This window comes from Pseudooceanicola sp. NS-SX9 (assembly GCF_057380705.1).
The window spans coordinates 2,783,855-2,807,774 of the sequence record NZ_CM170818.1 but is presented as its reverse complement, the minus strand read 5'-3'; the positions used below and the strand labels follow the sequence as shown (position 1 = coordinate 2,807,774).

23 protein-coding genes and 1 tRNA gene are annotated in these 23,920 nt (G+C 67.8%); 15 read left to right on the top strand and 9 right to left on the bottom strand.

Going from position 1 to position 23,920, the window contains the following annotated elements; translation table 11 throughout:
* Positions 1-2 precede the first annotated feature (2 nt).
* The 9 genes from AC2ITM_RS13305 to AC2ITM_RS13265 all read left to right on the top strand — a co-directional run bounded on the left by AC2ITM_RS13305 (position 3) and on the right by AC2ITM_RS13265 (position 9,683).
* Entirely contained in the window at positions 3-1,628 is a 1,626-nt protein-coding gene (locus AC2ITM_RS13305) for an ABC transporter ATP-binding protein (protein ID WP_486467114.1), read from the top strand.
* A 62-nt stretch (positions 1,629-1,690) separates the two neighbouring features.
* Entirely contained in the window at positions 1,691-3,058 is a 1,368-nt protein-coding gene (locus tag AC2ITM_RS13300) for an aspartate aminotransferase family protein (protein WP_486467113.1), read from the top strand.
* Positions 3,059-3,062: 4 nt separating this feature from the next.
* The gene (locus AC2ITM_RS13295) at positions 3,063-4,496 is read left to right on the top strand and encodes an amidase (RefSeq protein ID WP_486467112.1); all 1,434 of its coding nucleotides are present in this window, start codon (positions 3,063-3,065) and stop codon (positions 4,494-4,496) included.
* Between the two features lie 71 nt (positions 4,497-4,567).
* The gene (locus AC2ITM_RS13290) at positions 4,568-5,632 is read left to right on the top strand and encodes a phosphotransferase (RefSeq protein ID WP_486467111.1); all 1,065 of its coding nucleotides are present in this window, start codon (positions 4,568-4,570) and stop codon (positions 5,630-5,632) included.
* An 11-nt stretch (positions 5,633-5,643) separates the two neighbouring features.
* Positions 5,644-7,002, top strand: a complete 1,359-nt coding sequence (locus tag AC2ITM_RS13285; RefSeq protein WP_486467110.1) for an aspartate aminotransferase family protein — start codon at positions 5,644-5,646, stop codon at positions 7,000-7,002.
* A 10-nt stretch (positions 7,003-7,012) separates the two neighbouring features.
* Complete coding sequence (locus AC2ITM_RS13280) at positions 7,013-7,945, top strand: 2-hydroxyacid dehydrogenase (protein WP_486467109.1); 933 nt, start codon at positions 7,013-7,015, stop codon at positions 7,943-7,945.
* A gap of 233 nt (positions 7,946-8,178) precedes the next feature.
* Entirely contained in the window at positions 8,179-8,439 is a 261-nt protein-coding gene (locus AC2ITM_RS13275; protein ID WP_486467108.1) for a helix-turn-helix domain-containing protein, read from the top strand.
* A complete protein-coding gene (locus AC2ITM_RS13270; protein ID WP_138469940.1) occupies positions 8,408-8,617 on the top strand; it encodes a hypothetical protein in 210 nt (69 codons plus the stop codon). The genes AC2ITM_RS13275 and AC2ITM_RS13270 overlap by 32 nt, the downstream gene beginning before the upstream one ends.
* A gap of 133 nt (positions 8,618-8,750) precedes the next feature.
* Entirely contained in the window at positions 8,751-9,683 is a 933-nt protein-coding gene (locus AC2ITM_RS13265; RefSeq protein WP_486467107.1) for a site-specific integrase, read from the top strand.
* A gap of 6 nt (positions 9,684-9,689) precedes the next feature.
* Here the strand turns inward: AC2ITM_RS13265 and AC2ITM_RS13260 are convergent.
* Both AC2ITM_RS13260 and AC2ITM_RS13255 read right to left on the bottom strand, forming a co-directional pair.
* Positions 9,690-9,763, bottom strand: a tRNA-Cys gene (locus tag AC2ITM_RS13260).
* A gap of 102 nt (positions 9,764-9,865) precedes the next feature.
* Positions 9,866-10,819: a GSCFA domain-containing protein gene (locus AC2ITM_RS13255; RefSeq protein ID WP_486467106.1), complete on the bottom strand. Its 954-nt coding sequence runs from the start codon at positions 10,817-10,819 to the stop codon at positions 9,866-9,868.
* Between the two features lie 177 nt (positions 10,820-10,996).
* Between AC2ITM_RS13255 and AC2ITM_RS13250 the strand changes: the two genes are divergently transcribed.
* From AC2ITM_RS13250 to AC2ITM_RS13240, 3 genes are all read left to right on the top strand, one after another.
* Complete coding sequence (locus AC2ITM_RS13250) at positions 10,997-11,650, top strand: protein-L-isoaspartate O-methyltransferase family protein (protein WP_486467105.1); 654 nt, start codon at positions 10,997-10,999, stop codon at positions 11,648-11,650.
* Positions 11,651-11,720: 70 nt separating this feature from the next.
* Positions 11,721-13,175 carry a TolC family outer membrane protein gene (locus AC2ITM_RS13245; RefSeq protein ID WP_486467104.1) on the top strand — a complete coding sequence of 485 codons (1,455 nt, stop codon included), beginning with the start codon at positions 11,721-11,723 and terminating at the stop codon, positions 13,173-13,175.
* Between the two features lie 97 nt (positions 13,176-13,272).
* Positions 13,273-13,689 carry a hypothetical protein gene (locus tag AC2ITM_RS13240; RefSeq protein ID WP_486467103.1) on the top strand — a complete coding sequence of 139 codons (417 nt, stop codon included), beginning with the start codon at positions 13,273-13,275 and terminating at the stop codon, positions 13,687-13,689.
* A 4-nt stretch (positions 13,690-13,693) separates the two neighbouring features.
* Here AC2ITM_RS13240 and AC2ITM_RS13235 read toward each other — a convergent pair whose 3' ends face one another.
* Together AC2ITM_RS13235 and AC2ITM_RS13230 are read right to left on the bottom strand one after the other, a co-directional pair.
* Entirely contained in the window at positions 13,694-15,148 is a 1,455-nt protein-coding gene (locus AC2ITM_RS13235) for a cobyric acid synthase (protein ID WP_486467102.1), read from the bottom strand.
* A gap of 117 nt (positions 15,149-15,265) precedes the next feature.
* A complete protein-coding gene (locus tag AC2ITM_RS13230) occupies positions 15,266-15,586 on the bottom strand; it encodes a DUF6280 family protein (RefSeq protein WP_486467101.1) in 321 nt (106 codons plus the stop codon).
* Between the two features lie 212 nt (positions 15,587-15,798).
* On the opposite strand from AC2ITM_RS13230, the gene efp reads away from it, so the two are divergent.
* Positions 15,799-16,362: an elongation factor P gene (gene efp, locus AC2ITM_RS13225; RefSeq protein WP_486467100.1), complete on the top strand. Its 564-nt coding sequence runs from the start codon at positions 15,799-15,801 to the stop codon at positions 16,360-16,362.
* 464 nt (positions 16,363-16,826) lie between these two features.
* Here efp and ygfZ read toward each other — a convergent pair whose 3' ends face one another.
* Positions 16,827-17,576, bottom strand: coding sequence for a CAF17-like 4Fe-4S cluster assembly/insertion protein YgfZ (gene ygfZ / locus AC2ITM_RS13220; RefSeq protein ID WP_486467099.1), 750 nt, complete (start codon positions 17,574-17,576; stop codon positions 16,827-16,829).
* A gap of 90 nt (positions 17,577-17,666) precedes the next feature.
* Between ygfZ and AC2ITM_RS13215 the strand changes: the two genes are divergently transcribed.
* Positions 17,667-18,206 carry a glycosyltransferase gene (locus tag AC2ITM_RS13215; protein ID WP_486467098.1) on the top strand — a complete coding sequence of 180 codons (540 nt, stop codon included), beginning with the start codon at positions 17,667-17,669 and terminating at the stop codon, positions 18,204-18,206.
* On the opposite strand, the gene AC2ITM_RS13210 is transcribed toward AC2ITM_RS13215, so the two are convergent.
* Together AC2ITM_RS13210 and AC2ITM_RS13205 are read right to left on the bottom strand one after the other, a co-directional pair.
* Positions 18,172-20,061, bottom strand: a complete 1,890-nt coding sequence (locus tag AC2ITM_RS13210) for an ABC transporter ATP-binding protein (protein WP_486467097.1) — start codon at positions 20,059-20,061, stop codon at positions 18,172-18,174. The genes AC2ITM_RS13215 and AC2ITM_RS13210 overlap by 35 nt on opposite strands.
* Positions 20,058-20,756 (bottom strand): tyrosine-protein phosphatase, encoded by a 699-nt coding sequence (locus AC2ITM_RS13205; RefSeq protein ID WP_486467096.1) that lies wholly within the window; start codon positions 20,754-20,756, stop codon positions 20,058-20,060. The genes AC2ITM_RS13210 and AC2ITM_RS13205 overlap by 4 nt, the downstream gene beginning before the upstream one ends.
* Before the next feature lie 216 nt (positions 20,757-20,972).
* On the opposite strand from AC2ITM_RS13205, the gene AC2ITM_RS13200 reads away from it, so the two are divergent.
* Positions 20,973-22,169, top strand: a complete 1,197-nt coding sequence (locus AC2ITM_RS13200) for a pyridoxal-phosphate-dependent aminotransferase family protein (protein ID WP_486467095.1) — start codon at positions 20,973-20,975, stop codon at positions 22,167-22,169.
* Positions 22,170-22,172: 3 nt separating this feature from the next.
* Here the strand turns inward: AC2ITM_RS13200 and AC2ITM_RS13195 are convergent, their stop codons facing one another.
* Together AC2ITM_RS13195 and AC2ITM_RS13190 are read right to left on the bottom strand one after the other, a co-directional pair.
* The gene (locus tag AC2ITM_RS13195) at positions 22,173-22,388 is read right to left on the bottom strand and encodes a hypothetical protein (RefSeq protein WP_486467094.1); all 216 of its coding nucleotides are present in this window, start codon (positions 22,386-22,388) and stop codon (positions 22,173-22,175) included.
* A gap of 414 nt (positions 22,389-22,802) precedes the next feature.
* Positions 22,803-23,915, bottom strand: coding sequence for a pyridoxal phosphate-dependent aminotransferase (locus AC2ITM_RS13190; RefSeq protein ID WP_486467093.1), 1,113 nt, complete (start codon positions 23,913-23,915; stop codon positions 22,803-22,805).
* Positions 23,916-23,920 lie beyond the last annotated feature (5 nt).

Sequence of the window (23,920 nt, the reverse complement as noted above, 5' to 3'; positions counted from 1 at the left end):
CCATGACCGTAGCACCCTCCCTTGCCCCCGCCGTCCGCATCGAGAACCTGCGCATCGCGCTGCCCGAGGGCGCCGACCGTCCCTATGCCGTCGATCGCGTCAGCTTCGACCTGTGGCCCGGCAAGATCCTGTGCGTGGTGGGCGAAAGCGGCTCGGGCAAGTCGATGTCCGCCAATGCCCTGATGGGCCTTCTGCCCGAGGGGCTGAAGGTCAATGCGGGCCGCATCCTGCTGGGCGATCAGGACCTGACGCGCCTGACCGAGGCGCAGCTTCTGGCGCTGCGCGGCCGCCGTGTCGCGATGATCTTCCAGGAACCGATGTCGGCGCTGAACCCGCTGATGCGGATCGAGGACCAGATCGCCGAGGTCTTCGAGGCCCATGGCATGCTGCGTCCCGCGGAACGGCGCGTGCGCGCGCTGGAACTGCTGGACGAGGTGGGCCTGCCCGATCCCAAACGCGCCGCGCGCAGCTATCCGCACCAGCTGTCGGGCGGGCAGCGGCAGCGCGTGGTGATCGCCATGGCGCTGGCCCTGGAACCCGAGGTCCTGGTGGCGGACGAACCGACCACCGCGCTCGACGTGACGACCCAGGCGCAGATCCTGGAACTGATCCGCAAGCTGCAGGTCGAACGCAACATGGCGGTGATGTTCATCACCCACGACTTCGGCGTCGTGGCCGAGATCGCCGACCATGTCGCGGTCATGCAGTTCGGCCGCGTGGTCGAGGAAGGCCCCGCATCCGAAGTGCTGACCAATCCGCAGCACGCCTATACCATCGGTCTGATCGACGCGATCCCGAAGCTGCGCGCGGGCCGCGCCGCCGCCCCCGAACGGCCGCCGCTGATGCAGGTCGAAGCCGCCTGCAAGACCTACAAGATGGGCGGGGGTCTGTTCCGTCCGGTCCGCAAGGTCGAGGCGGTGAAGGATATCACCATCACCATCGGGCAGGGGGAAACCCTTGGCATCGTTGGCGAAAGCGGATCGGGCAAGTCGTCCTTCGGGCGCTGCCTGGTCAAGCTGCAGGATGTCGACGCGGGCCGGATCCTGCTGGATGGCAAGGATATGACCCATGCCAAGGGCGCCGATCTGCGCGAGATGCGCCGCCGCGTGCAGATGATCTTTCAGGATCCCTTTGCCTCGCTCAACCCGCGGATCCGGGTGGGGCGCGCCATTGCCGACGGTCCCATCGCCTATGGCACCCCCGTGGCCCAGGCCATGGCCGAGGCCGAGGCGCTTCTGGAACGTGTGGGCCTGCCCGGATCGGCACGCCGCTTCCCGCATGAATTCTCGGGCGGGCAGCGGCAGCGGATCGGCATCGCCCGGGCGCTGGCGCTGAAGCCCGAGGTCATCGTCGCGGACGAGGCCGTCTCGGCGCTTGACGTGTCGATCCAGGCCCAGGTGCTGGAGCTTCTGGAAGAGCTGAAGCGCGAACTGGGCCTGAGCCTGGTCTTCATCACCCACGACCTGCGCGTCGCCGCCCAGATCTGCGACCGCGTGATGGTCATGCAAAAGGGCGTCTGCGTCGAGATCGGCCCCGGATCGCAGGTCTTCGACAACCCGAAACATCCCTATACCCGCTCTCTGATCGAGGCCATTCCCGGCAAGGAATGGGACCTTCAGGTCGGCTGACACCCATAACGGGGGGCTGCCCGGACGTTGCCCCCCGACCTCCCAGCAAGGACGAACCTATCATGACCGCGACTGCGAAACCCGCGCCGAACTCGATCGAGGCCCGCGACATCGCCTATCACATGCACCCCTCGTGCGATCTGCGCAAATACGAGGAAACCGGTGGCCTGGTCATCGACCGCGGCGAAGGCATCTATGTCTTCGACCAGGCCGGCAAGCGCTACATCGAGGGCCTGGCGGGCCTGTGGTCGGTGGCCGTCGGCTTTGACGAAAAGCGCCTGGCCGATGTCGCCTATGCGCAGATGCGCAAGCTGCCCTACTACCACACCTTCAACTACAAGGCCCACGGCCCCTCGGTCGACCTGGCCGAGAAGCTGGTGCAGATCTCTCCCGCGCATCTGACCAAGGTGCATTTCACCTCCTCGGGTTCCGAGGCGAACGACCTGGTCGTCAAGATGATCTGGTACCGTTCGAACGCCCTCGGCCTGCCCGAGAAGAAAAAGATCATCGGCCGCGTGAAGGGCTATCACGGCGTGACCATCGCCGCGGGCTCCGTCACCGGGATCCCGGCGAACCACGGCAGCTTCGACCTGCCGCTGGACCGCATGATCCACACCCTGACCCCCGATTACCCGCGCGACCATCTGGACGGCGAGACCGAAGAGGCGTTCTCGGCCCGCATGGCGGCCGCCCTCGAAGAGCTGATCCTGAAGGAAGGCCCCGAGACCATCGCCGCGATGTTCGGTGAACCCGTCATGGGCGCCGGCGGCGTCATCGTGCCGCCCAAGGGCTACTGGGCGGCGATCCAGGCCGTGCTGAAGAAATACGACATCCTGCTGGTCGCGGACGAGGTCATCTGCGGTTTCGGCCGCACCGGCAAGATGTTCGCCAGCGAGGTCTTCGGCATCACCCCCGACGTGATGGTGACCTCCAAGCAGATCTCGTCCTCGTACATGCCGCTCTCCGCCATCCTGATGAGCGACAAGTTCTACCAGCCCATCGCCGACGAAAGCCACAAGCTGGGCATCTTCGGCCATGGCTACACGGCCTCGGGGCATCCGGTGGCGACCGCCGTCGGCCTTGAGAACCTGAAGATCATCGAGGAACGCGATCTGGTCGGCAATGCTGCCCGCCTCGAAGCGCCCTTCCTGGCCGGTCTGAAGGCGCTGGAAAGCCACGAGATGGCGCTGTGGTCCCGCGGTGTCGGCCTGATCGGCGCGCTGGAGCTGAAGCCCGGTGCCAAGGCCGGTCAGGTCGGCCAGCTGGCGCAGGCCGCGCTGCTGGAAGAGGGCGTGATCTGCCGGGCCATCGGCGATGCCATCTGCCTGTGCCCGCCGCTGATCATCACCGCCGAGCAGATCGAAGACCTGTTCGCCGCGATCACCCGCGCCCTTGATTCCCTTGCGAAAACCGTTCTGGCAGAGGCCTGAGACCATGGTTGACACGATGACCAAGACCGACCTTGGCGAGATGAGCGCGACCGAGCTGTCGGCAGCCTTTGCCAGCGGCGCGGCCTCGCCCGTCGAGGCGGTCGAAGCCGCCCTGGCGCGGATCTCTCGGTTCGACGACAAGGTGAATGCCTTCGTCTATGTCGTCGGCGACGAGGCCCTGGCCGAGGCCCGCGCCTCGGAGGCGCGCTGGAAGGCTGGCACGCCGCTGTCGCCCATCGACGGCGTGCCCGCGACGATCAAGGAACTGACCCGCGTCAAGGGGATCCCGTTCCGCAAGGGGTCGATCCTTGGGGAAACCGAACCCTCGGCCACGGATCTTGAGATCGTCACCAAGCTGCGCGCGGCCGGCACCCCGATCCTTGGCACCACCGCCAGCCCGGAATTCGGCTGGAAGGGGCTGACCCACGGCCCCGTCGGCGGCAACACCACCAACCCCTGGGACATCACCCGGGCCTCTGGCGGGTCCTCGGGCGGGGCGGCAGTGGCTGCGGCGCTGAACATGGGCGTGCTGCACGAGGGCTCGGACGGGGCGGGTTCGATCCGCATCCCGGCGTCCTTCTGCGGCGTCTTCGGCATCAAGCCGACCTTCGGCTGGGTCCCCTCGACCGCGCCGACGGGTCTGGCGGAACTGGCGCACCGGGGCCCGCTGACCCGCCGGGTCGAGGATTCGGGCCTGTTCTTGAATGCCGTGGCAGGGCCTTCGGTCAACGCGCTTTACGGCCGTTCGCCCGCTCAGGTGCCCGACTTTGCCGCCGCCTGCCGCAAGGGCCCCGAGGGCATCAAGGGCCTGCGCATCGGCTACGCCAAGACGCTTGACGGCTACCCCGTCGCCCCGGCCGTGGCCGAGGCCATCGACCGTGCCGCCGCCCGCATGGCCGCGATGGGCGCCATCGTGGAAGAGGCCGATCCCGGCTTTGCCAGCCCGCAGAAGGCGCTGCTGGATCTGTGGTACGCCGCCCAGGCCTGGGCCGTGGAACAGGTCGATCCGACGCCCGAGCAATGCGCGCAGATGGACCCCGGGTTCCTGTCGATCACCGAACAGGGCCGCCTGCTGACCGCCCGCGACTTCATCGCGGCCGACCAGGTGCGCGCGGCGCTGAAGGTGACGATGGCGAAGTTCCACGAACGCTATGACGCGCTGATGCTGCCGACCATGCCGCTGGTGGCCTTCGAGGCCGGCGTCGACTGGCCGGTGGGCTCGGGGATGACGGAATGGACCGACTGGTCGCCCTTCACCTATCCGTTCAACATGACCGAACAGCCCGCCGTTTCGGTGAACTGCGGCTTTGATCCCGACGGCCTGCCGATCGGCCTGCAATTCGTCGGCCGCTGGTTCGAGGACGAGACGGTCCTGGCACTGGCGGCTGCCTATCAGGCCGTGCACCCGGAACCTTTCCCGGATGCACCCCGCGGCTGAACCGGGCATTGAGACGACCAAGGGGGGCGGGCGGCTGTGCCCGGCCCCCGCCTGAGCGAAGTGAGCACGACATGACGAACGATCTCGACCGGGCGCTGGCGCTGGCGGGGCAGGGGGGGCTGGCCACGGTCTTCACGCCGCTCGATGCCGATCAGGCCGCGGCGCTGTGCCTGGACCTTTACGGCCTGAGCGGCCCGCTGGAGCGTCTGGCGACCGAGAAGGATGACACCTTCCGCCTGACCACGCCGCAGGGGCGCTTTATCCTGAAGATCGCCAATCCTGACGAATCCGAGGCCGAGCTGGACCTGCAGTTGCAGGCCCTGCGTCACCTGGAGGCGAAGGGCTTTGATCTGCCGGTGCCGCGGGTGGTGCCGGCGCGCGACGGGCAGGCGATGGTGCGTGATCCGGCGAGCGGGCGCATGGTGCGGCTGCTGGGCTATGTCGAGGGCACGCCGCTTGATCATCTGGCGCTGGATGACGCGAAATGCCTGCAGGTCGGCCGGGCGCTGGCGCGGTTGCGGCTGGCGCTGGCCGATTTCAGCCACCCCGCGCAGGGTCGGGCGCTGATCTGGGATGTCCAGCACGCGTTGATCCTGCGGCCGCTGCTGGCCGAGGTACAGATCACCCCCGCGCAGCGCGACCTGGCAGAACGCGCCTTCGACCGGCTGGCAGATCTGGCGCCACGTCTGGCGGCACTGCCCCGGCAGGTGCTGCACAACGATTTCTATTCCTCGAACATCGTGGGGGATCCGCAGGCGCCCGGTTTCGTCACCGGCGTCATCGACTTTGGCGATGTGGTGGAAACCGCCATCGCCATCGACGTGGCCACGGCCGTCACCGGCCAGATCGCCCGCGATTTCGCCGCCGCAGACGACATTTTTGCCCCGGCGCGCCCCGTGCTTGCGGGATATCTGGACATCGCCCCCCTTGGGGACGCAGAAATCGCCATGATTCCACACCTTTGCATGGCCCGGGTGCTGGTGCGCGCGGTCATGACCCAGTGGCGGGCCGCATTGATGCCGGAAAACGCCACCTACATCCTGCGCAACGCCGGACCCAGCTGGGCTCAGCTGGACTGGTTCCTCGCGCGATCCGTGACGCAGGTCGACGACCTCCTGCGTGCCAAGACCCTCTGAAGGAGCCTCCCATGACCACGCAGACCAACCCGGCCGATCTTCGCGGCAAGATGGTCAACAGTTTCGACCCCTCGACCCTTGGCGCGCTGGACCCGGTGCTGGCCGACCGCATCGGCCGCCGCGACCGGCTGCTGGGCCCGGCCTACCGGCTGTTCTACAAGGAACCCGTCACCGTCGAACGCGGCGAGGGCGCGCTGCTGTTCGACCCCGAGGGCAACGATTACCTGGATGCCTACAACAACGTGGCCTCGCTGGGTCATGCCCATCCCCGCGTGGTCGAGGCCGTGGCGAAGCAGATGGGGACGCTGTGTACCCACACCCGCTATGTCCAGGAAGGCATCCTGAAGCTGGCCGAGGACATCCTGCCCACCTTCGGCGGCACGATCGCGCAGGATGGGCACATCATGTTCACCTGCACCGGCTCCGAGGCGAATGACCTGGCGACCCGCATCGCCATGCACAAGACCGGCAAGCGCGGCATCATCATCACCTCCGAGGCCTATCACGGCAATTCCTACCTGACGGCGGGCTATTCGCCCTCGCTCGGGGCGAAATCGCCGCTGGGCACCTGGGTGCGCCGCGTCGCCGCCCCCGACAGCTACCGCGAGGACCCGGCCACGCTGGGCGCCAGGATGGCCGCCGAGGTCGAGGCGCAGATCCTGGATCTGGAACGCCACGGCGACGGCATCGCCTGCTTCATCGCCGACAGCCTGTTTTCCTCGGACGGGATCTATTCGCATCCGACCGATCTGCTGGCGCCCGTGGCCGAGGTCGTGCGCGCCCATGGCGGCCTCTTCATCGCGGACGAGGTCCAGTCGGGCTTTGGCCGTTCGGGCGAGGCGATGTGGGGCTTCCAGCGACATGGCATCGACCCCGACATCGTGACGATGGGCAAGCCGATGGGCAACGGCTTCCCGGTCGCGGCCATGGCGATCCGTCACGAGGTGATCGCGGGCTTTGGCGAAGACACCCGCTATTTCAACACCTTCGGCGGCAACACGGTGGCGGTTGCGGCAGCCCAGGCGGTGCTGGACACGATCCGGCAGGACAATCTGCAGGACAATGCCCTGAAGATGGGCGAGGCGATCCGCGAGGGCCTGCGGGCGCTGGCGCAGAAGGACGAGCGTATCGGCGACATCCGCGGCGCGGGCCTTTACGTGGCCTGCGAATTCGTCACCGACCGCGATGCCAAGACCCCTGATGCCGCCACCGCCAGCGGCTGCGTCAATGGCCTGCGGGCCGAGCGCGTGCTGATCTCGGCCACCGGTCCCGCGGCCAACATCCTCAAGATCCGGCCGCCGCTGATCTTCAACGCCTCGCATGTGGACCGGCTGCTGAGCACGCTGGAACGCGTGCTGGCCCGGGTCTGAGGGGGCGCGCATGGCAACCGTGGCCGTTTACCTGCCGAAACCCGCCAGTCGAGAGATCTGGACGCGCTGGCTGCAGGACCTGCTGCCCGAACACCAGGTCCTGTCCTGGGACGAGGCCGACCCCGCGACCGTCGACTATGCCGCCGCCTGGCAGCCCCCCAAGGGCGATCTGGCGCGGTTCCCGAAGCTGAAGGCGATCCTGTCGCTGGCCGCCGGGATCGATCACCTGCTGGCCGATCCCGACCTGCCGAAGGATGTGCCGATCCTGCGCTGCGTGGGCCAGGACCTGACCCAGCGGATGAAGGAATACGTGGCGCTGCACATGCTGCGCCACCATCGCGACATGCCGACCATCGCGGCCTCTCAGCGCAGCCATAGCTGGAACCAGATCACCGTGCCCCCCGCCACCCGCCGCCGGGTCGGCGTGATGGGCCTGGGCAACCTGGGGGCCGAGGTGGCGCAACTGCTGTCGGTCATAGGCTTTGACACCCATGGCTGGGCGCGCAGCCCGCGCCAGATCCCGGGCGTCACCTGTCATGCGGGCGAGGACGGGCTGACCGACTTCCTGACGGGGACCGAGATCCTGGTCTGCCTGCTGCCGCTGACACCGCAGACCACCGGCATCCTGAACGCGGAAACCTTCGCGCGGCTGGCGCCGGGGGCCTCGGTGATCAATGCCGCGCGCGGCGGCCACATGGTCGATGACGACCTGCTGGCGGCGCTGGCGAGCGGGCAGCTGGCGGCGGCCACGCTCGATGTCTTCCATGTCGAGCCGCTGCCCCGGGATCACCCGTTCTGGGATCACCCGAAGATCACGGTAACGCCGCATATCGCCTCCAGCATCGACGTCGAGACCGGCGCTCGTATCGTCGCGGGCCTGCTGCAGGATTTCGAGGCGCAGCGCGTCGTGCCGTCGCTGGCCGATGCGGCGCGCGGCTACTAGGGTCTGGCTCGTTCCTTCTCAAAGCCAGAAGAAGACAGTTGCTGCGAGACCCACGGCGGACAGAAAGACCTTCGGGCAAGCTTAGCAGCTTCTCGGGGCCTTCGAAGCGCTACCGCAGACGCCAGAACGTGCCGCCCGCGGGCGGCACGAAGAGGTGCAGCCCACCACCGTCGGTCAGCTTGAATGGCTTCCCCGAGCAATCGGGCTTGGCGCCCCGGCATGCGGCGTCGGTCATGTTCGCCGGCCTGGACTGGCGTCGGGTGCGGTCACTGGAGGTTCGTCGTCCGGCTGAGCGACTGTCACTGTCCCCGCGGCATGTCCGATCCCTGCTTGGTGATCGCCGCCTACGGCACGTCCGCGTGGGGCGCCGCTTCCTCGTTCCTGAGAGCGCCCTCAACGAGTTTCTGGATGCGCATACGGTCCAGGCCCTTCGCAACGATCAGACCGACGAGGAGGCCTCTGATGAGCAACCTTCGCCCATTGGTCGTCTCTGAGAGAGGCGCAGCACATCTACTGAGCGTCCGGATCGACGAATTCCGCAGCCTTGTCGCCCATGGCAGCGTCCCGCGTGGGCGAGAGCTGGCGCCGGGCCTGACACGCTGGAGCGTCGAGGAGCTTTCGGCCTTTGTCTCGGGCAAGGCCGTGCAAGGGCTGGAGGACGTCGATTGGTGAAGAAGAAGCTCCTTGGCGGCACCCCAGCGGATGTTGGTATGTTCGTGTCCAGGGCCGGTATCAACGAATTTCGGCGCAGGAGGGGACCCCCGAGTTCGATCTCGAATACTGGGAGATTCTGACCGGCAAGAGGATGCAGGCCAAGACCAGCTGGTCTGCCTTGATGAAGGACTATCGGGTCTCGGATCGCTGGACATCGCTGAAGCCACGTACCCGTCAAGATTACGAAAAGGTCCTGACCTACCTCGAAGAGAAGATCGGCGAGCGCGACGTGAAGCTGTTGTCGCGGCAGGATGTCATCAAAGCGCAACGGGCCAACGCGCGCCGTGTCCGTCTTGCCAATTACATCCCGCAGATGCTGGTCATCCTGTGCGAGCACGCGATCGACCTTGGTTGGCTGTCGCAGAACCCGGCGAAGGGTGTCCGCCATTTGCCGACGCCCGACGACAAGAAGCAGGCCCACTTGCCGTGGACCGATCAGGCCGTGGCGACCTTTCGAGAGCAGGCGACGAGCATCGAGCGGCTTATTTTCGAAATTGGCGTCGGCACAGTACAGCGGCCCGGGGACTGGGTGGATTTCATCTGGTCGGACTTTGATGGCGAAACGCTGGCGGTTCAGCAGAGCAAGACCGGCTACGCGCTTCAATTGCCCTGCACAGCGGAACTGAAGGCCGCGCTGCTCGATGCTCAGTCGCGGCTTGAAGGTAATGCCGACGGCCCGATCCTGCGCACGCAGACCGGCGGCAAGATGAGCTACCGCTATATGGCGCAGATCATGCTCAAGGCGTGGCGACGCATGCAGCTGGAGCAGTTCGATCTTCATGCCCTGCGCTATCGTGGAATCAAGGAGTTGGCCTGGGCGGGCTGCTCTGACGACGAGATCAAATCTTTCAGCGGCCACGCGACCGACGCGATGGTCCGGAAATATGCCGGTGAAGCGCGCCAGATCATGCGGGCGCGGCAGGCGGCAGAGAAGCGGAATGACACGGGGAACGAACAGGGATCAGGCAAAGAACCTGATACCCAGGGTGATACCCCTAAGAAGAGGAACCAGATATGTCATTGAAAATATTGGAGGCGAGTACCGGAATCGAACCGGTCTACACGGATTTGCAATCCGCTGCGTAACCTCTCCGCCAACTCGCCGCCGGAGGTGTGTTGAGGCGTTTAGACGAAGCGGCAGCCCGGCGCAAGGGGATCTTCGCGCCGAAACGTGCCTCTTTCGCACCGGGGGCGGGCGACGTACCGTCAGCTGGCCGCTGCCTGCGGACGGGGGGCGTATCGGCGCGCCATCGTGCCGATGACCTGATCGACGATCGCCGGGCGCACATGCACCTGGTCCTCGCCATAGGCCTGCAGGCCGGCGCTGGTGACCATCTCGTAGCTGGGGAAATAATCTACCCGGTCAAAGGCCTGGGCGGCAAGCTCGGCCACCACGCGCAGCACGGACTTGGAATAGGCATTGCGGCAGATCGCGTCGCCGCCCGCGAAGGTCACCTGCAGCGGCACCGGCGAGACCGTCAGCAGCACGTGGCGCCCGCCCTGCAGCAACCGGTCCAGAAGCTCCCACAGCAGGGGGCGGCAGTCCTCGACCCCAAGCTGGCGGAAGGTGAACCGGCCGGGATGCGCATTCAGCAGCGGCCGGGTCGGGGCCTCGTTCAGGTAGAGGTCCTCGGCGCGGTCATACCAGGCCTCGACCAGGCCCAGCGTCACCACGACGTGGCTGCATGTCGCCAGGCCCTCGGCATAAAGGCGGCGAATCTCGGACCGACGCGCCAGCGCGCGGCCGGGCGTCACGGGCCGCGATCCGGTGGCCAGAAGCGCGTCCAGCACCTTGTCCTCGCTGACCGGATAAAGCGCCCGGCTGCCCAGGGGCGTGTCCACGTCGCGCAGGCATTGCAGCATGGTGCCGGGGTTGTACTGGTTCAGCAGCCGGTTCGGCTGGCCCGGCGCCTCTTCCGGGGGGGCGGCGAAGGCGGCGGTCGGCACCCGCAGCCCCTCGGCGATCAGCGCGCGCTCGACGTTGCGGGCAAAGCACGACCCGATGGTGAAGACGCCGTCGCCGGGCGCCAGGGTAAAGCCGGGCGTGCCCTCGGGGCACAACATGTGGCCCAGGCTGCGGCCATCGTCGCGGTCCGGAAAACGGCGCTGGCGGTTGCGCAGCGCCCCTGAAAAGGCCTCGGTTCCCTCGATCTCTCGCATTCTGCTCTCCGTCAGCTGCCTCATCCGTCAGGCTAGGCCAACTTGGTTAATGCTTTGAGAAGACGCGGCGGCAGGCAGGGGCGGGCGTGCCATCGGGTCCGGGGCACCAACCCGTCGTTGCCGCTGGCGCATCTATGTGGCAGAACAGGGAGAAGATTCCGAACGCGTGAGTATAGCATGACCGATTATACTGCCCGCCGCACGATGATGGTCGATGCGCAGGTCCGCCCCTCCGATGTCACCAAATACAACATCATCGAGGCAATGCTGAACGTCCCGCGCGAGCTTTTCGTGCCGCAGGACCGCAAGGAGGCCGCTTACCTGGGCGAGAACATCAGCCTCGGCGGCAGCCGCGTCCTGCTGGAGCCGCGCACCCTGGCCAAGATGCTGGACGCGCTGGACATCCAGAAAGACGAGCTGGTGCTGGATCTGGGCGCGGGGCAGGGCTATGCCGCCACCGTCATGTCGCGCCTGGCCGAGGCCGTCATCGCCGTCGAGGAAGACCGCGAGATGTCCGGCGACAGCCAGCAGATCATCAGCGACCTGGGCGCCGACAACGTGATCCTGCACGAGGCCGCCCTGACCGAGGGCGCCCCCGAGCACGGCCCCTATGACGTGATCCTGGTCGAGGGCGCGGTGGAACATCTGCCGGCCGCCATCACCGACCAGCTGAAGGAAGGCGGCCGCATCGCGGTGCTGTTCGCCGAAGGCCACCTGGGCGTGGTGCGCATCGGCTACAAGATCGATGGCCACCTGAGCTGGCGCTTCTCCTTCAACGCGGGGGCCCCGGTTCTGCCGGGCTTCGAACGACACGCGGCCTTCACGCTCTGATCCTTCGGGGATCGGTGTGCCGGGCGCCAATTTGACGGGCCGGGGCACCGGTCGAACGAGGGATGGGATGATGCTGAAACAGGCAGCAGAGCCCGCGCGGCAAGGGTCGCGCGGACAACGGGGTCGGGTCGCGCGCGCGCTGCGCGGGGCTGCCCTGGGCACGGTTCTGGCGCTGGTCCCCGGTTTGGCCGGGGCCGAGACCATGGGTCAGGCGCTGGCCGACGCCTACCGCAATTCGGGCCTTCTGGAGCAGAACCGCGCGGTGCTGGAAGCCGCCGACGAAGACGCCGCGCAGTCGCTTGCGGCGCTGCGGCCGGTCCTCAGCTGGTCGGTCTCGACCGAGCGGACGGTGGGCACGGCCTATGTGGGGCATGTGAAAACCTCCAGCGCGGCCAGCAGCGCCTCGGCGGGGCTGACCATGTCGCTGCTGCTGTGGGATGCGGGCTCCAGCCGGACCAGCGTCGAAATCGCCAAGGAAACCGTGCTGTTGACACGTCAGCAGCTGCTGCAGGTCGAACAGACCGTGCTGCTGCGCGCCGCCACCGCCTATATGGAGGTCCGCCGCGCCGCCGACACACTGGACCTGAGCCAGGCCAACGTCACCCTGCTGGAGCAGGAACTGAAGGCGGCCCAGGACAAGTTCGACGTGGGCGAAGTGACCCGCACCGACGTGGCCCAGGCCGAAGCCGCGCTGGCCTCGGCGCGCAGTTCGCTGACCTCGGCGCAGGGGACGCTGGCGCAGGCCAAGCTGGAATATACCGCCGCCGTCGGCCATCCGCCGGGCAAGCTGGCGCCCGCAGATCGCATGGGCACGGTGCCTGCGACCTCGGATGATGCGGTGGGCGTGGCGCTGAAGACCCATCCCAGCATGGATGTGGCGCGCCGTCAGGTCACCGTCGCGCAGCTGCAGGTCAAGGTGGCTGATGCGGCGACCAAGCCGACGCTCGATCTGACGGGCTCTTACGGCTATTCCGATGACGATGTCAGCGACAATACGCACGAGCTGGCCGGTGCCATCGGCCTGTCGCTGTCGGGGCCGATCTACAGCGGCGGTGCGCTGGCCTCGGCCAAGCGGTCGGCGCTGCTGAACCAGCGGGCCACCATGGCCAACCTGCATGTCGTCACCGATGATGTCCGGCAGTCGGCGGCCTCGGCCTGGTCCGACATCCAGATCGCCCGCGCCGCCACCGTGTCGGGCAAGGAGGCCGTGCGTGCCGCCAAGGTCGCCTTCGATGGTGTGCGCGAAGAGGCCAACCTGGGCTCGCGCACCACGCTGGACGTGCTGACCCAGGAGCAGGACCTGCTGGATGCCCGCGTCACCTACCTGTCGGCCCAGGTCGACGAGGTCGAGGCGCGCTATACGCTTCTGTCGGCGATGGGGCTGCTGACGGCGAAGAACCTGAAGCTGGATGTCGATATCTATGATCCGGCGGCCTATTATAACATGGTGAAGAACGCACCGTCGTCGATCTCGTCCCGGGGGCAGCAGCTCGACAAGATGCTGCGCGCGATCGGAGAGAAGTGACGGCACCGGCCCCTGCGGGGCCGGGTCCGGTGCGCAATAGGGCAGGCCGCGGCCCCGATCGCGGCCCGCCGGTGTCGGTTGTGTAGGGGGCAGGATCATGACGGGACCGCAGACCGGGATCGAGGACGTGCTGAGTTCGATCCGCAAGCTGGTGACGGACGGGCAGGGGGTACGGGCGGCGCAGCCCTTCCTGCTGGTGCCGGGGATGCGGGTGCGTGATCCCGCGCCGGGGGTCGAGGACACCCCCGAGGCCCCTTTCATCGCGCTGGACGGCGATCTGCCGGAAGAGGCGGTGGTGAAGGTCTTCGGCGCCCCGCCCGAAGCTGAACCCGAAGCTGAACCCGAGGTCGAGGCCCCGGACCCCGACCCCGCCGCCGATGCGCTGCGCGGCCTGGTGGCCGAAGTCGTCCGCGAGGAAATCGCCCGGGCGCTGTCCGGCGAAGGCGCGGCCGAGATCCGCGCGCTGGTCCAGCGCGAGATCCAGCGGGCGCTTCAGGACCGCTTCGGCGGCTGAGGCCTCAGACCGGTTCGGCCATCGCCAGCAGCGCGTCCAGGTCTAGATGCGCCGCGACGTGGTCCGCCAGCCGGTCAAGCGTGCGGTCCACCGCCGCCGCATAGCCCGGCTGCGAGGTCCCTCCGATCCCTTCCAGATAGGCGCGGCGGAAGCCATCCGCCGCCAGCAGCCCGTGCAGGTAGCTGCCGCGCACCCGCCCGTCTTCGCTGGCGGCGCCTTCGGGGCGGCCGTCGACCTCCAGCCAGGCACGGGCGCAGTCTGGGCCGGTGGTTTCGCCCAGGTGGATCTCGTAGCCGGTCAGGGTGGCGCCACTGTCGGGATGGCGGGCGGCGTTCAGCGCCAGCCGCTTGGCCGGGGTCATCAGCGTATCGACCGCCAGCAGGCCAAGGCCCGGGTAGGTGCCGGGGCGCCCCTCGATCCCCTCGGGGTCCGAGACCGTCCGCCCCAGCATCTGGTAGCCACCGCACAGGCCCAGCACATGGCCGCCGCGCCGGTGATGCGCCAGCAGGTCGATGTCCCAGCCGCTGTCGCGGAAGGCCTGCAGATCGGCGATGGTGGATTTCGACCCCGGAATCAGCACCAGATCCGCATCGCCCGGCAGCGGCTGGCCGGGCTGGATGATCTGCAACGTCACCCCCGGTTCCGCCGACAGCGGATCCAGATCGTCGAAATTGGCGATCCGCCCCAGCCGCGGCACCACGACCTTCAGCGCGCCGGCATGGGCGGGGGCGCGGTCCAGGTCCATCACGTCCTCGGCCGGCAGGCGCCAGGCCTCGGGGAACCAGGGCAGCACGCCCAGACAGGGCCAGCCGGTGTGATCGCGGATCGCCGTCACGCCCGCCTCGAACAGGCGCGGATCGCCGCGGAACTTGTTGACGGCAAAGCCGCGGATCAGCCCGGCATCGCTGCCCGAGATCACCGCCTTCGTCCCCACGATCTGCGCGATGACGCCGCCGCGGTCGATGTCGCCCACCAGCAGCACCGGCACGCGCGCCGCCTCGGCAAAGCCCATGTTGGCGATGTCGCGGTCGCGCAGGTTGACCTCGGCCGGGCTGCCGGCGCCCTCGACGATGACCAGATCGGCGCCCGCGCAGGTGATGCGGAAGCTCTCCAGCACCTTCTCCAGCAGCTGCGGCTTCAGCGCGCCGTAGCGCATTGCCGGCGCCGTGGTCCAGCGCTGGCCCTGCACGATGACCTGCGATCCGGTGTCGCTTTCGGGTTTCAGCAGGACGGGGTTCATATGCACCGAAGGGGCAATGCGGCAGGCCTGCGCCTGCATCGCCTGGGCGCGGCCGATCTCGCCTCCGTCGGGGGTGACGGCGGCATTGTTGGACATGTTCTGCGGCTTGAAGGGGGCGACCCGCAGACCGCGGTTGGCAAAGGCGCGCGCCAGCCCCGCGACCAGCATCGACTTGCCCACGTTCGAGCCCGTCCCCTGCACCATGATCGCCCGTGTCATCGCTGCCTCCTGCCCGGTCTCGGGGGGTTCTGCCATCGCACCGGGGGGGCGGGCAATGAAAAACGCGCCCTTGGGCAGGACGCGCTTTTCAAAGGATCGACAGGGAGATGTCGGAGGTTACGCGGCTTCGGCCTGTTCGGCGGCGTGGCGGCGTTCGCTTTCTTCGCGGGACAGCGCGACCGAGGTGCGCACACCCTTGGCAACAAAGTCCATCAGGCCGGTGACGACACGTTCGTTCGGGTCGATGCCGGCGCAGCTTAGCACTTCGCGGCCATCGCGCGAGCGTGCCCAGCGGGCGATCTGTTCCGGGCCGTTGCCGTATTTCTTGTCGTCAGCAATTGCGTCGTCGAGAGCGGCCAGAACAACGGCTGCAAACAGTTTGCGGGCGCGGTTGCCCTGTTCGTTATTGAAGGCGGTGCCATCAACGAAGTCTTTCATGATCCGTCCTTGCTTATTGCTCTTGTGTTTCGGGCGTGCCGCCTCTTATGACTATTTCGGCGCGATTCGGGTAGCGCAATCACGCAGTCCTGTCATGCGTCCGGCGCATGGCTTCAAGGGGTGGCGCCGGCCCCTTCGCGTCGCTTGCTTCACGGCCGGAGGCTCTATATAGCCCGGCTTTGAAACGGTTCAACCATGTGCAGGCGGCTGACATGCCCAAGATCAACGGTAACGAGATTCGTCCCGGCTTCGTGCTGGAACACAACGGTGGTCTGTGGGCTGCCGTGAAGGTCGACCACGTCAAGCCCGGCAAGGGCGGCGCCTTCGCCCAGGTTGAGATGAAGAACCTGCGCAATGGCTCGAAGCTGAACGAACGCTTCCGCAGTGTCGACAAGGTCGAGCGTGTTTCCCTTGAAATCAAGGACATGCAGTTCCTCTACGAAACCGACGGCATGTTGACCTTCATGGATGTCGAGACCTTCGAGCAGGTCGAGCTGCCCGCCGACCTGCTGGGCGAGCGTCGCCCCTTCCTGCAGGATGGCATGACCATCGCGGTGGAATTCTACGAGGAAGAGGCGCTGAACGCGACGCTGCCTGCCAAGGTCATCTGCAAGATCGTCGAGACCGAGCCCGTCGTGAAAGGCCAGACCGCTGCCAACAGCTTCAAGCCGGCGCTGCTGGATAACGGTCTGAAAGTCATGGTGCCGCCCTTCGTCGGCCAGGACGAGAACATCGTCGTCCACACCGAGACCATGGAATATTCCGAACGCGCCTGAGCGCCGCCGGACCGCATCAGGGGCCGTTCCGCCGGTGGCGGGGCGGCCCTTTTGGCTGGGCGGGGTCGCCCCTTTGGCTGGGCGGGGGCGCCATTTCGGCTGGGCGGGGGCGCCCTTTTGGCTGGGCGGGGTCGCCCTTTTGGCTGGGCGGGGGCGCCCTTTTGGCTGGGACGGTGTGTCGCGGGGCGGATGGGTCGATTACCAATGATCTGACTGCATGGCTTTGGCACTGTAGCCTGCCCCGGGCCGGTCGTCGCGCGCCAGCCCTTTGCAGGGCGAAAATCCCGTCAAAGTTGTCCGTGTTGGATATTTTCCCGAATCCAGGGTGCCTCCGGGGGTGTATCCCAGGGTGACCGGACGGAAATGCCCAAGGTTTCATCTTTCGATTATCAGATGGGCATTTCTCTGCATCGGACGCCGGAACCCTCCGGCGCGGGACAGGTCCGGGCCTGCCCCGGGTGGGCTCAGTCGGCGGGGCGGCTCAGCCGGGCCTCGCCGGCGGTCAGCGCCTCGTCCAGCCGGTCAAAGCGCATCTGCGCCAGCGCCAGGCCGTTCGCCTGGGTAAAGATCTGCCCGGCCGGGCGGTCTCCGGCCAGGATGGCGGTGCCGGGGGCGGTGCTGCCCTCGACCGTCAGCCGCACCAGACCCTTCTTCAGCTCGGTCTTGTGCTTCATCCGGGCGGTGACCTCCTGGCCGACATAGCAGCCCTTGCGGAAGTCGACGCCGTGCAGGCGCTCGAACCCGGCCTCAAGGATATAGGTGTCGGGCGTCAGCTCGATCCCCGAGGCGGGGATGGCATGGGCCACCCGCAGCGCCGCCCAATCGGTGCCGTCATCGCCGCCTTCGCTGCCGTAAAGGCGCCAGCCCATCGCCGGATCGCGCGGATCGGTGATGGCGCCCTCGGGGGCGGGGCCGGTGCCGCGGCGGACCTGCAGGGCGGTCTCCTCGATCTTCACGTCGGCGCGCAGGCGGTACATCGACAGGCGCTGCACCAGCGGCGCGGCCAGCGGTTCCGCACAGTCCAGCAGCACGGCGTCGCCCTGGGCCACCAGGATGAAATCGGCCAGGTACTTGCCCTGCGGCGTCAGCAGCGCGGCATAGACGGGGCCGTCGTCCAGACGCTCGACATTGTTCGTCACCAGGTTCTGCAGGAAATGGCGGGTATCGGCGCCGGTCAGGCGCAGGACGCGGCGGTGGGTTTCGGGATCGGTCATGGCAGCATCGGGGCCGGTAGGGCCCCCCTTGTTTTCAGAGCGGTTTATGGTCGAAGGTGCACCCCTGACCACGGAAGGACAAGGGGTGCCATGCGCGCGAAACTCTCGGTGATCGTGACCTGCCGCAACGGACAGGCGCAGCTGGCGCAGCAGGCGGCCGCCCTGTTCGAGGCCGTCCAGCTGGGCCTGCTGCGAGAGCTGATCCTGGCGGATGGCGGATCCAGCGACGACACGCCCCTGATCGCCGAGGAACTGGGGGCGGAATTCGTCCAGGCCACGGGCGGGCGCGGCGCCTGGATGGCGAAGGGGGCCGAGGTGGCGCGGGGCGAATGGCTGCTGTTCCTGCCGATGGGCGCGCTGCCGGATTCCGGCTGGGCCGAGGCGGTGATCGCGCATCTGGGGCAGGAAACCCCGGCGATCTTTGCGCCATGCGCGCCGGGGCTGCGCCGCTGGCTGACCCCGGCGCGGCCCGAACACGGGCTGCTGCTGCGGGCGGCCGACTATGGCCGGGCCGGGGGCTTTGCCGATGTGCCCGCGCCCGAGCGCATGCTGCTGCGCACGCTCGGGCAAAGGCCGGTGGTGCTTCCCGCGCGGATCAGCGCGGGAAGATCGTCTGTGCCAGCCGCTTGATCACGCTGTCGTCGGCATCGCCCTGGGCCTCGGCCCGGCGCATCTTGGCCAGGGCCGCGGTCTCGGCACGCTCGGCACCGCTGCGGAACTGAAGGCCGTGCAGGTGGGCATAAAGCCCGCCGCGCGCCAGCAGCTCGTCATGGGTGCCCTGGTCGACGGCGACGCCGGCCTCCATCACGACGATCTTGTCGGCACCGCGCACGGTCGACAGCCGGTGTGCGATGACCAGCGTGGTGCGGCCTTCGGCCAGGCGGTCCAGCGCCTCCTGGACCAGCGCTTCGGATTGCGCATCCAGCGCCGAGGTCGCCTCGTCCAGCAGCAGGATCGGGGTGTCGCGCAGCAGCGCGCGGGCGATCGCCACCCGTTGCCGCTGGCCCCCTGACAGCGCCGAGCCGCGCGGACCGACGCGAGTTTCCAGCCCCAGCGGCAGCGTCGCCACGAAGTCGCTGACATGGGCCGCATCCAGCGCCGCCTGCAGCTTTTCATCCGACACGTCGGTGCGGCCCAGGCAGATGTTGTCGCGCAGCGTCTCGTCGAACAGCAGCGCATCCTGGCTGACCACCGAGAACAGGTCCCTCAGGCCGCCCAGATCCATCTGGTCGACCCGGGTGCCGCCCACCAGGACGTCGCCGCCCTGCGGATCGACCAGCCGCGTCAGCAGGTTGAACACCGTCGACTTGCCCGCCCCCGAGGCGCCCACCAGCGCGGTCGTCTTGCCCGGTTCGGCGGTAAAGCTGAGGCCGCGCAGCACCTCGGTCTCGCCATAGGACAGGCGGACGTTCTCCAGCGCGACGCCGGGGATGCCGGTGGGCGCGGGCAGGGGATTGGGCGGCGAGACGATCGAGGGTTCGGTCGCCATCAGCTCCTTGATGCGTTCGATCGCGGCGGCGGCGGCCTGCCAGGTGCCGCTGACGTTGCCCAACCGGCGCAGCGGTTCGAAGACCAGGCCGATGGCGGTGAAGAACGACATGAACTGGCCGACGGTCTTGGTGCCCTCGATGATCTCGCGGCCACCGAAGACGACGACGCCCAGAAAGCCCAGGCCCGCCATGATGTCGACCAGCGCGGGGATGGTGGCGGCCCCCATGGTGGCACGGACCTCGGCCTCGACCATGGTGTCGGCCAGGCCGCCGAAGCGGTCCGACTGGTGCGCCTCAAGCCGGTTCAGCTTGACCGGTACGATGCCGTGAAAGATCTCGTCCAGCCGGGTCGAGAGCGCGGCACCAATGTCGCGGGCCTCGCGGGCGCGGGCGCGGACGAATTTCTGCACCACGACCGAAGGCGCCAGCAGCACCGGCAGGCCGATCAGCGCCACCAGCGTCCAGCGCCAGTCGACCGAGATCGCGACCCCCATCAGGATGAAGATCGACATGACATCGCGCCCCGCGCCCGTCAGGATCGCCGCCCAGATCTGGTTGATCGAGTTCACGTCGCTCTGGATCCGCTGCAGTAGGAAGCCCGGCGGGTGGGTCTGGTGAAAGGTCGTGTCCTGCCGCATCATCTGCGCCAGCAGGTCCTTGCGCAGCTTGGCGGCGCTATTCTGCGAGATATGCGACAGCAGCGCCCGCTGGCCGATAGCCGACATGGCGCGGACGGTGAAGATCCCCAGGATCGCGGCGCCCACCCAGACGATGGCACCGGAATGGCCCTGGATGAAGACGGTGTCGAACATCGGCTTCATGATCCACGACAGCGCGCCCAGCATCGAGCCCTCGACCGTCATCAGCAGCAGGGCCAGCAGCAGTTGCCACAGATAACCGCGCAGATAGATCTTCCACAGCCAGAGCGTCAGCTGGCCTGCGGTTTCGGATCTTTGGGGCGGGGCGGGTTTTGCGGGCTCTTTTGCCCCGGTCATTGTCGCCAGCCCATGCGCTGCCGGAAGCTCATGCCGTCGAATTCGCGCTGGATGGCCTCGGAATCGTATTCCGTGGCAACCCAGGATTCGAATGCGATGGGCGAGCGGGCAGTGCGGGCGGCATAAACGTCCAGGATGTGGTCCAGCACACCGGTTCGTGTCCAGCGGAAGTGCATGTAGCGCATGGATAGCATATGGCGAGCCTTTTCAACGGGTTGGCCTTCGATTGCCATCAGGTAGACAGCAGAGGCGAACCCTGCCCGGTCTGCGCCGGATTTGCAATGCATCACGAAGGGTCGCGGCAGGCTACGGAAAGTCTCGATCAGATCCAGAATGTCTTCGCGGGGCGCGGCGTGGCGGGCCTTCAGCCGGCAAACGTAAAAGTTCAGCCCCAGCAGCGCGCAGTTCTCTTCCTCGGTCAGGAAATGTGCCGAGGTGCCGCGGCCGCGCAGGTTCAGCACCGTGTTCACGCCATGGGCCTTGATCTTGAGCAGGCGGTGGCGGCAGGGGTGGTTGCTGCGATAAACGCCCGGCGCCACGGTGAAATAGTTGGTCCAGGCCCGGCGCAGGATGCCGTGATCGAACCAAAGGTTGTAGACCTCGGCCTTGCGGCGATTTTCGGGGGTCGAGAGGTCAGTGTTGAAATGGGCCCGTTTGCTGCGTTCCCAGGCACTGAACTTTCGCACGATCATCATCTGGCTGTCTCGCTGTGGCGGGAAAGGTCCATATCGGTTTAGGCGAGCAGACCCCCTTGTGGCAAGCTTTACGGGTGTGCAGCGACGGCTCGTCTCAGGGTATAGTTACCGTGGCGGCGCCCGTGCAGGCGGCGCGGATTGACCTTGCGCCAGCGCTGGCTAATGCTTCGGCCGCCGGAACGCCGGCAGATCGACTTATCCTGAAAGGACAATTCCATGAGCCTCGCCCGCGGCCGCCCGTATCTTGCCATCCCCGGTCCCTCCGTCATGCCGGATGCGGTGCTGCAGGCGATGCATGTGCCCGCGCCCAATATCTACGAGGGCGAGCTGGTCCGCATGACCGAAACCCTGATTCCCGATCTGCGCGACGTGGCCCGCACCCGGCACCACGCGGCGATCTACATCGCCAATGGCCACGGCGCCTGGGAAGCGGCGCTGTCGAACGTGCTGGCGCCCGGCGACAAGGTGCTGGTGCCCTCGACGGGGCGTTTTGCCCATGGCTGGGCCGACATGGCCGAGGGCCTGGGGATCGAGGTCGAGATCGTCGAATTCGGCACCGCCGCGACCATCGACCCCACGCGCCTGGCCGAGGTCCTGGCCGCCGACAAGGCCCATGCCGTCAAGGCGGTGATGTTCAGCCATGTCGATACGGCCAGCTCGGTGCGCAATGATCCGACGATGCTGCGCCGGCTGCTGGACGATCTGGACCACCCGGCGCTGCTGATGGCCGATTGCGTGGCCTCCCTCGGGGTCGAGCGCTTCGAGATGGACGCCTGGGGCATCGACGTGATGGTCTCGGCCTCGCAGAAGGGGCTGATGACGCCGCCGGGTCTGGGCTTTGTCTTCTTCAACGACCGCGCCGCCGAGGCCCGCGCCCGGATGCCCCGCGTGTCGCGCTACTGGGACTGGCAGCCGCGGTCCCAGCCCGAGTTCTTCTACAACTACTTCGGCGGCACCGCGCCCACCCACCACCTGCTGGGCCTGCGCGCGGCGCTGGACCTGATCAAGGACGAGGGGCTGGAAAACGTCTGGGCGCGTCAGGCAACGCTGGCCTCGACCATCTGGGCCGCCTGCGAGGTCTGGGAACAGGGCGGGGCGCTGCGCCTCAATATCCGCGACCGCGCGCTGCGCAGCCATGCGGTGACGGCGCTTGGGGTGGGCACCGGCATGGGCGACAAGCTGCGCCGCTGGACCGCCGACAGCGCCGGGCTGACGCTGGGGCTGGGCCTGGGCATGTCGACGCCAGAGGATCCCGCCGGCACCGGCTTCTTCCGCATTGGCCACATGGGCCATCTGAACGCGCATATGGTGCTGGGGGCGCTTGGCGTGATCGAGGCCGGTCTGACCGCACTGCAGATCCCGCATGGGCAGGGCGGCCTTGATGCCGCAGCGGCCGTGGTGGCGGCTGCCTGATTTTCAGGCGGAAAAACCGCGTCGCCGGGTTTGCGCCCGGCGACGTGCCAGCCAGCTGATCGCCAGGTTCAGCACATAGGCTGCGGCCAAGACCCACTGGATGCCCCAGGCGGCCCAGACGGCGCCCAGCATCCACAGCAGGTTGACGAAGGTCATCACCAGCACGGGCGTGGTATAGTTCGGGGCGGCCCCGGCAAGGGGCGGGCGGACATGCGGCATGGATCTGTTCCTGCGACTGGCCTCCCTCGCGTCAGGGTTTAGCCTGCCGGCGTGCGGCGTCCAGACCGGATACATCCTGACGTTGCGCGACCCCGCCGTTGCAGGATTGCCGGGCGGTCGGTGCCGATCTGGCGGGGACCCGTCCGGCAGGGGCCCCGGGGTATCCGTGGCAGGGGGCCGTCACCGAGTGCGACGCGCCCCGCGACGCGGGCGGGCAGGCGCGACAGACGTGGGAGCGCAGGCGGGACGATCACACCGCCTCCCAAGGGGGCATGTCTTCGATGCCCGCGCTTTTCCCCTCGCCGAGGCGCGGCATCTTGCAACGGGGGATCCGCGCCGGAACGTGGACGTTCTGCAATGCGATCAAGGTGCCCGCGCGTCCCCATGTCCCCCCCCTGGGGGCGGTGGTCGCGTTCAGGCCGGGGTGGCGATCCGGGCCAGGGCCTTCGGGAAGGCCGCTTCCAGCGCGTCCAGGTCTGCTTCGGGCCCGCAGGAGATCCGGATGCAGCGGTTCTGCGGCGCAACGCCGGGCATCCGCATGAAGATCCCTTCGGCCGCGAAGGCCGCGACCAGCGCCCGGGCGCGGTCCCCGTCACCGCCGCAGTCGACCGCGACGAAATTCGTGGCCGAGGGCAGGGCGGTCATGCCATGCGCCGCGGCGATCCCGGCGATCCGCGCGCGGGCCGAGGCGACCTCGGTGCGGATATGCTGCAGCCAGTCCTGATCCTGCAGCGCCGCCAGCGCGCCGACCTGCGCCATCCGGTTCATGCCGAAATGGTTGCGCACCTTGTCGAAGGCCTGGATCAGCGCGGCATCGCCCATCGCATAGCCGACGCGCGCGCCCGCCATGCCGTAGCCCTTCGAGAAGGTCCGCATCCGGATCACCCGCGGATCGTCGATGGGCAGCGGCAGCAGGGCGTCCTCGGGGGCCAGTTCGCCATAGGCCTCGTCAAGGATCAGCAGCGTGCCCTGGGGCAGGGCGTCCAGCGCGGCCAGGATCTGCGCGCCGGGGATGTAGCTGCCCATCGGATTGTCGGGATTGGCGAAATAGACCAGCTTGGCATCGACCTCGGCCGCGCGTGCCAGCAGCGCCGGCAGGTCCTCGTGGTCGCCCTGGTAGGGGACGGTGTGGATCTGCCCGCCAAAGCCCGCGACATGGTAGTTGAAGGTCGGATAGCCGCCGTAAGAGGTGACGATGCTGTCGCCCGGACCCACCGTCAGGCGCACCAGATCGCCCAGCAGCCCGTCGATGCCCTGGCCCACCACGATGTTCCCGGGGGCGCAGTCCCAGTGCCGGGCAAGGGCCGCGCGCAGATCGTGGCTGGTCGGATCGCCGTACATCCAGATGCCTTGGGCCGCATCCTGCATCGCGGCGATGGCGCGCGGCGAGGGGCCAAAGCCGTTCTCATTCGCGCCCAGCCTTGCGGTGAACGGCCCGCCGCGCGAACGCTCCATTTCCTCGGGGCCGACGAAGGGCACGGTAGAGGGCAGGGCGGCGGCAAGCGGGGTCAGGCGGGCGTGGGTCATGCTGT

Bases quoted from the DNA above. Each gene is read 5' to 3' on its own strand.
- AC2ITM_RS13305 (WP_486467114.1), top strand. From the start codon at position 3: ATGACCGTAGCACCCTCCCTTGCCCCCGCCGTCCGCATCGAGAACCTG.
- AC2ITM_RS13300 (WP_486467113.1), top strand. From the start codon at position 1,691: ATGACCGCGACTGCGAAACCCGCGCCGAACTCGATCGAGGCCCGCGAC.
- AC2ITM_RS13295 (WP_486467112.1), top strand. From the start codon at position 3,063: ATGGTTGACACGATGACCAAGACCGACCTTGGCGAGATGAGCGCGACC.
- AC2ITM_RS13290 (WP_486467111.1), top strand. From the start codon at position 4,568: ATGACGAACGATCTCGACCGGGCGCTGGCGCTGGCGGGGCAGGGGGGG.
- AC2ITM_RS13285 (WP_486467110.1), top strand. From the start codon at position 5,644: ATGACCACGCAGACCAACCCGGCCGATCTTCGCGGCAAGATGGTCAAC.
- AC2ITM_RS13280 (WP_486467109.1), top strand. From the start codon at position 7,013: ATGGCAACCGTGGCCGTTTACCTGCCGAAACCCGCCAGTCGAGAGATC.
- AC2ITM_RS13275 (WP_486467108.1), top strand. From the start codon at position 8,179: ATGTTCGCCGGCCTGGACTGGCGTCGGGTGCGGTCACTGGAGGTTCGT.
- AC2ITM_RS13270 (WP_138469940.1), top strand. From the start codon at position 8,408: ATGAGCAACCTTCGCCCATTGGTCGTCTCTGAGAGAGGCGCAGCACAT.
- AC2ITM_RS13265 (WP_486467107.1), top strand. From the start codon at position 8,751: ATGCAGGCCAAGACCAGCTGGTCTGCCTTGATGAAGGACTATCGGGTC.
- AC2ITM_RS13255 (WP_486467106.1), bottom strand. From the start codon at position 10,819: ATGCGAGAGATCGAGGGAACCGAGGCCTTTTCAGGGGCGCTGCGCAAC.
- AC2ITM_RS13250 (WP_486467105.1), top strand. From the start codon at position 10,997: ATGACCGATTATACTGCCCGCCGCACGATGATGGTCGATGCGCAGGTC.
- AC2ITM_RS13245 (WP_486467104.1), top strand. From the start codon at position 11,721: ATGCTGAAACAGGCAGCAGAGCCCGCGCGGCAAGGGTCGCGCGGACAA.
- AC2ITM_RS13240 (WP_486467103.1), top strand. From the start codon at position 13,273: ATGACGGGACCGCAGACCGGGATCGAGGACGTGCTGAGTTCGATCCGC.
- AC2ITM_RS13235 (WP_486467102.1), bottom strand. From the start codon at position 15,148: ATGACACGGGCGATCATGGTGCAGGGGACGGGCTCGAACGTGGGCAAG.
- AC2ITM_RS13230 (WP_486467101.1), bottom strand. From the start codon at position 15,586: ATGAAAGACTTCGTTGATGGCACCGCCTTCAATAACGAACAGGGCAAC.
- efp (WP_486467100.1), top strand. From the start codon at position 15,799: ATGCCCAAGATCAACGGTAACGAGATTCGTCCCGGCTTCGTGCTGGAA.
- ygfZ (WP_486467099.1), bottom strand. From the start codon at position 17,576: ATGACCGATCCCGAAACCCACCGCCGCGTCCTGCGCCTGACCGGCGCC.
- AC2ITM_RS13215 (WP_486467098.1), top strand. From the start codon at position 17,667: ATGCGCGCGAAACTCTCGGTGATCGTGACCTGCCGCAACGGACAGGCG.
- AC2ITM_RS13210 (WP_486467097.1), bottom strand. From the start codon at position 20,061: ATGACCGGGGCAAAAGAGCCCGCAAAACCCGCCCCGCCCCAAAGATCC.
- AC2ITM_RS13205 (WP_486467096.1), bottom strand. From the start codon at position 20,756: ATGATGATCGTGCGAAAGTTCAGTGCCTGGGAACGCAGCAAACGGGCC.
- AC2ITM_RS13200 (WP_486467095.1), top strand. From the start codon at position 20,973: ATGAGCCTCGCCCGCGGCCGCCCGTATCTTGCCATCCCCGGTCCCTCC.
- AC2ITM_RS13195 (WP_486467094.1), bottom strand. From the start codon at position 22,388: ATGCCGCATGTCCGCCCGCCCCTTGCCGGGGCCGCCCCGAACTATACC.
- AC2ITM_RS13190 (WP_486467093.1), bottom strand. From the start codon at position 23,915: ATGACCCACGCCCGCCTGACCCCGCTTGCCGCCGCCCTGCCCTCTACC.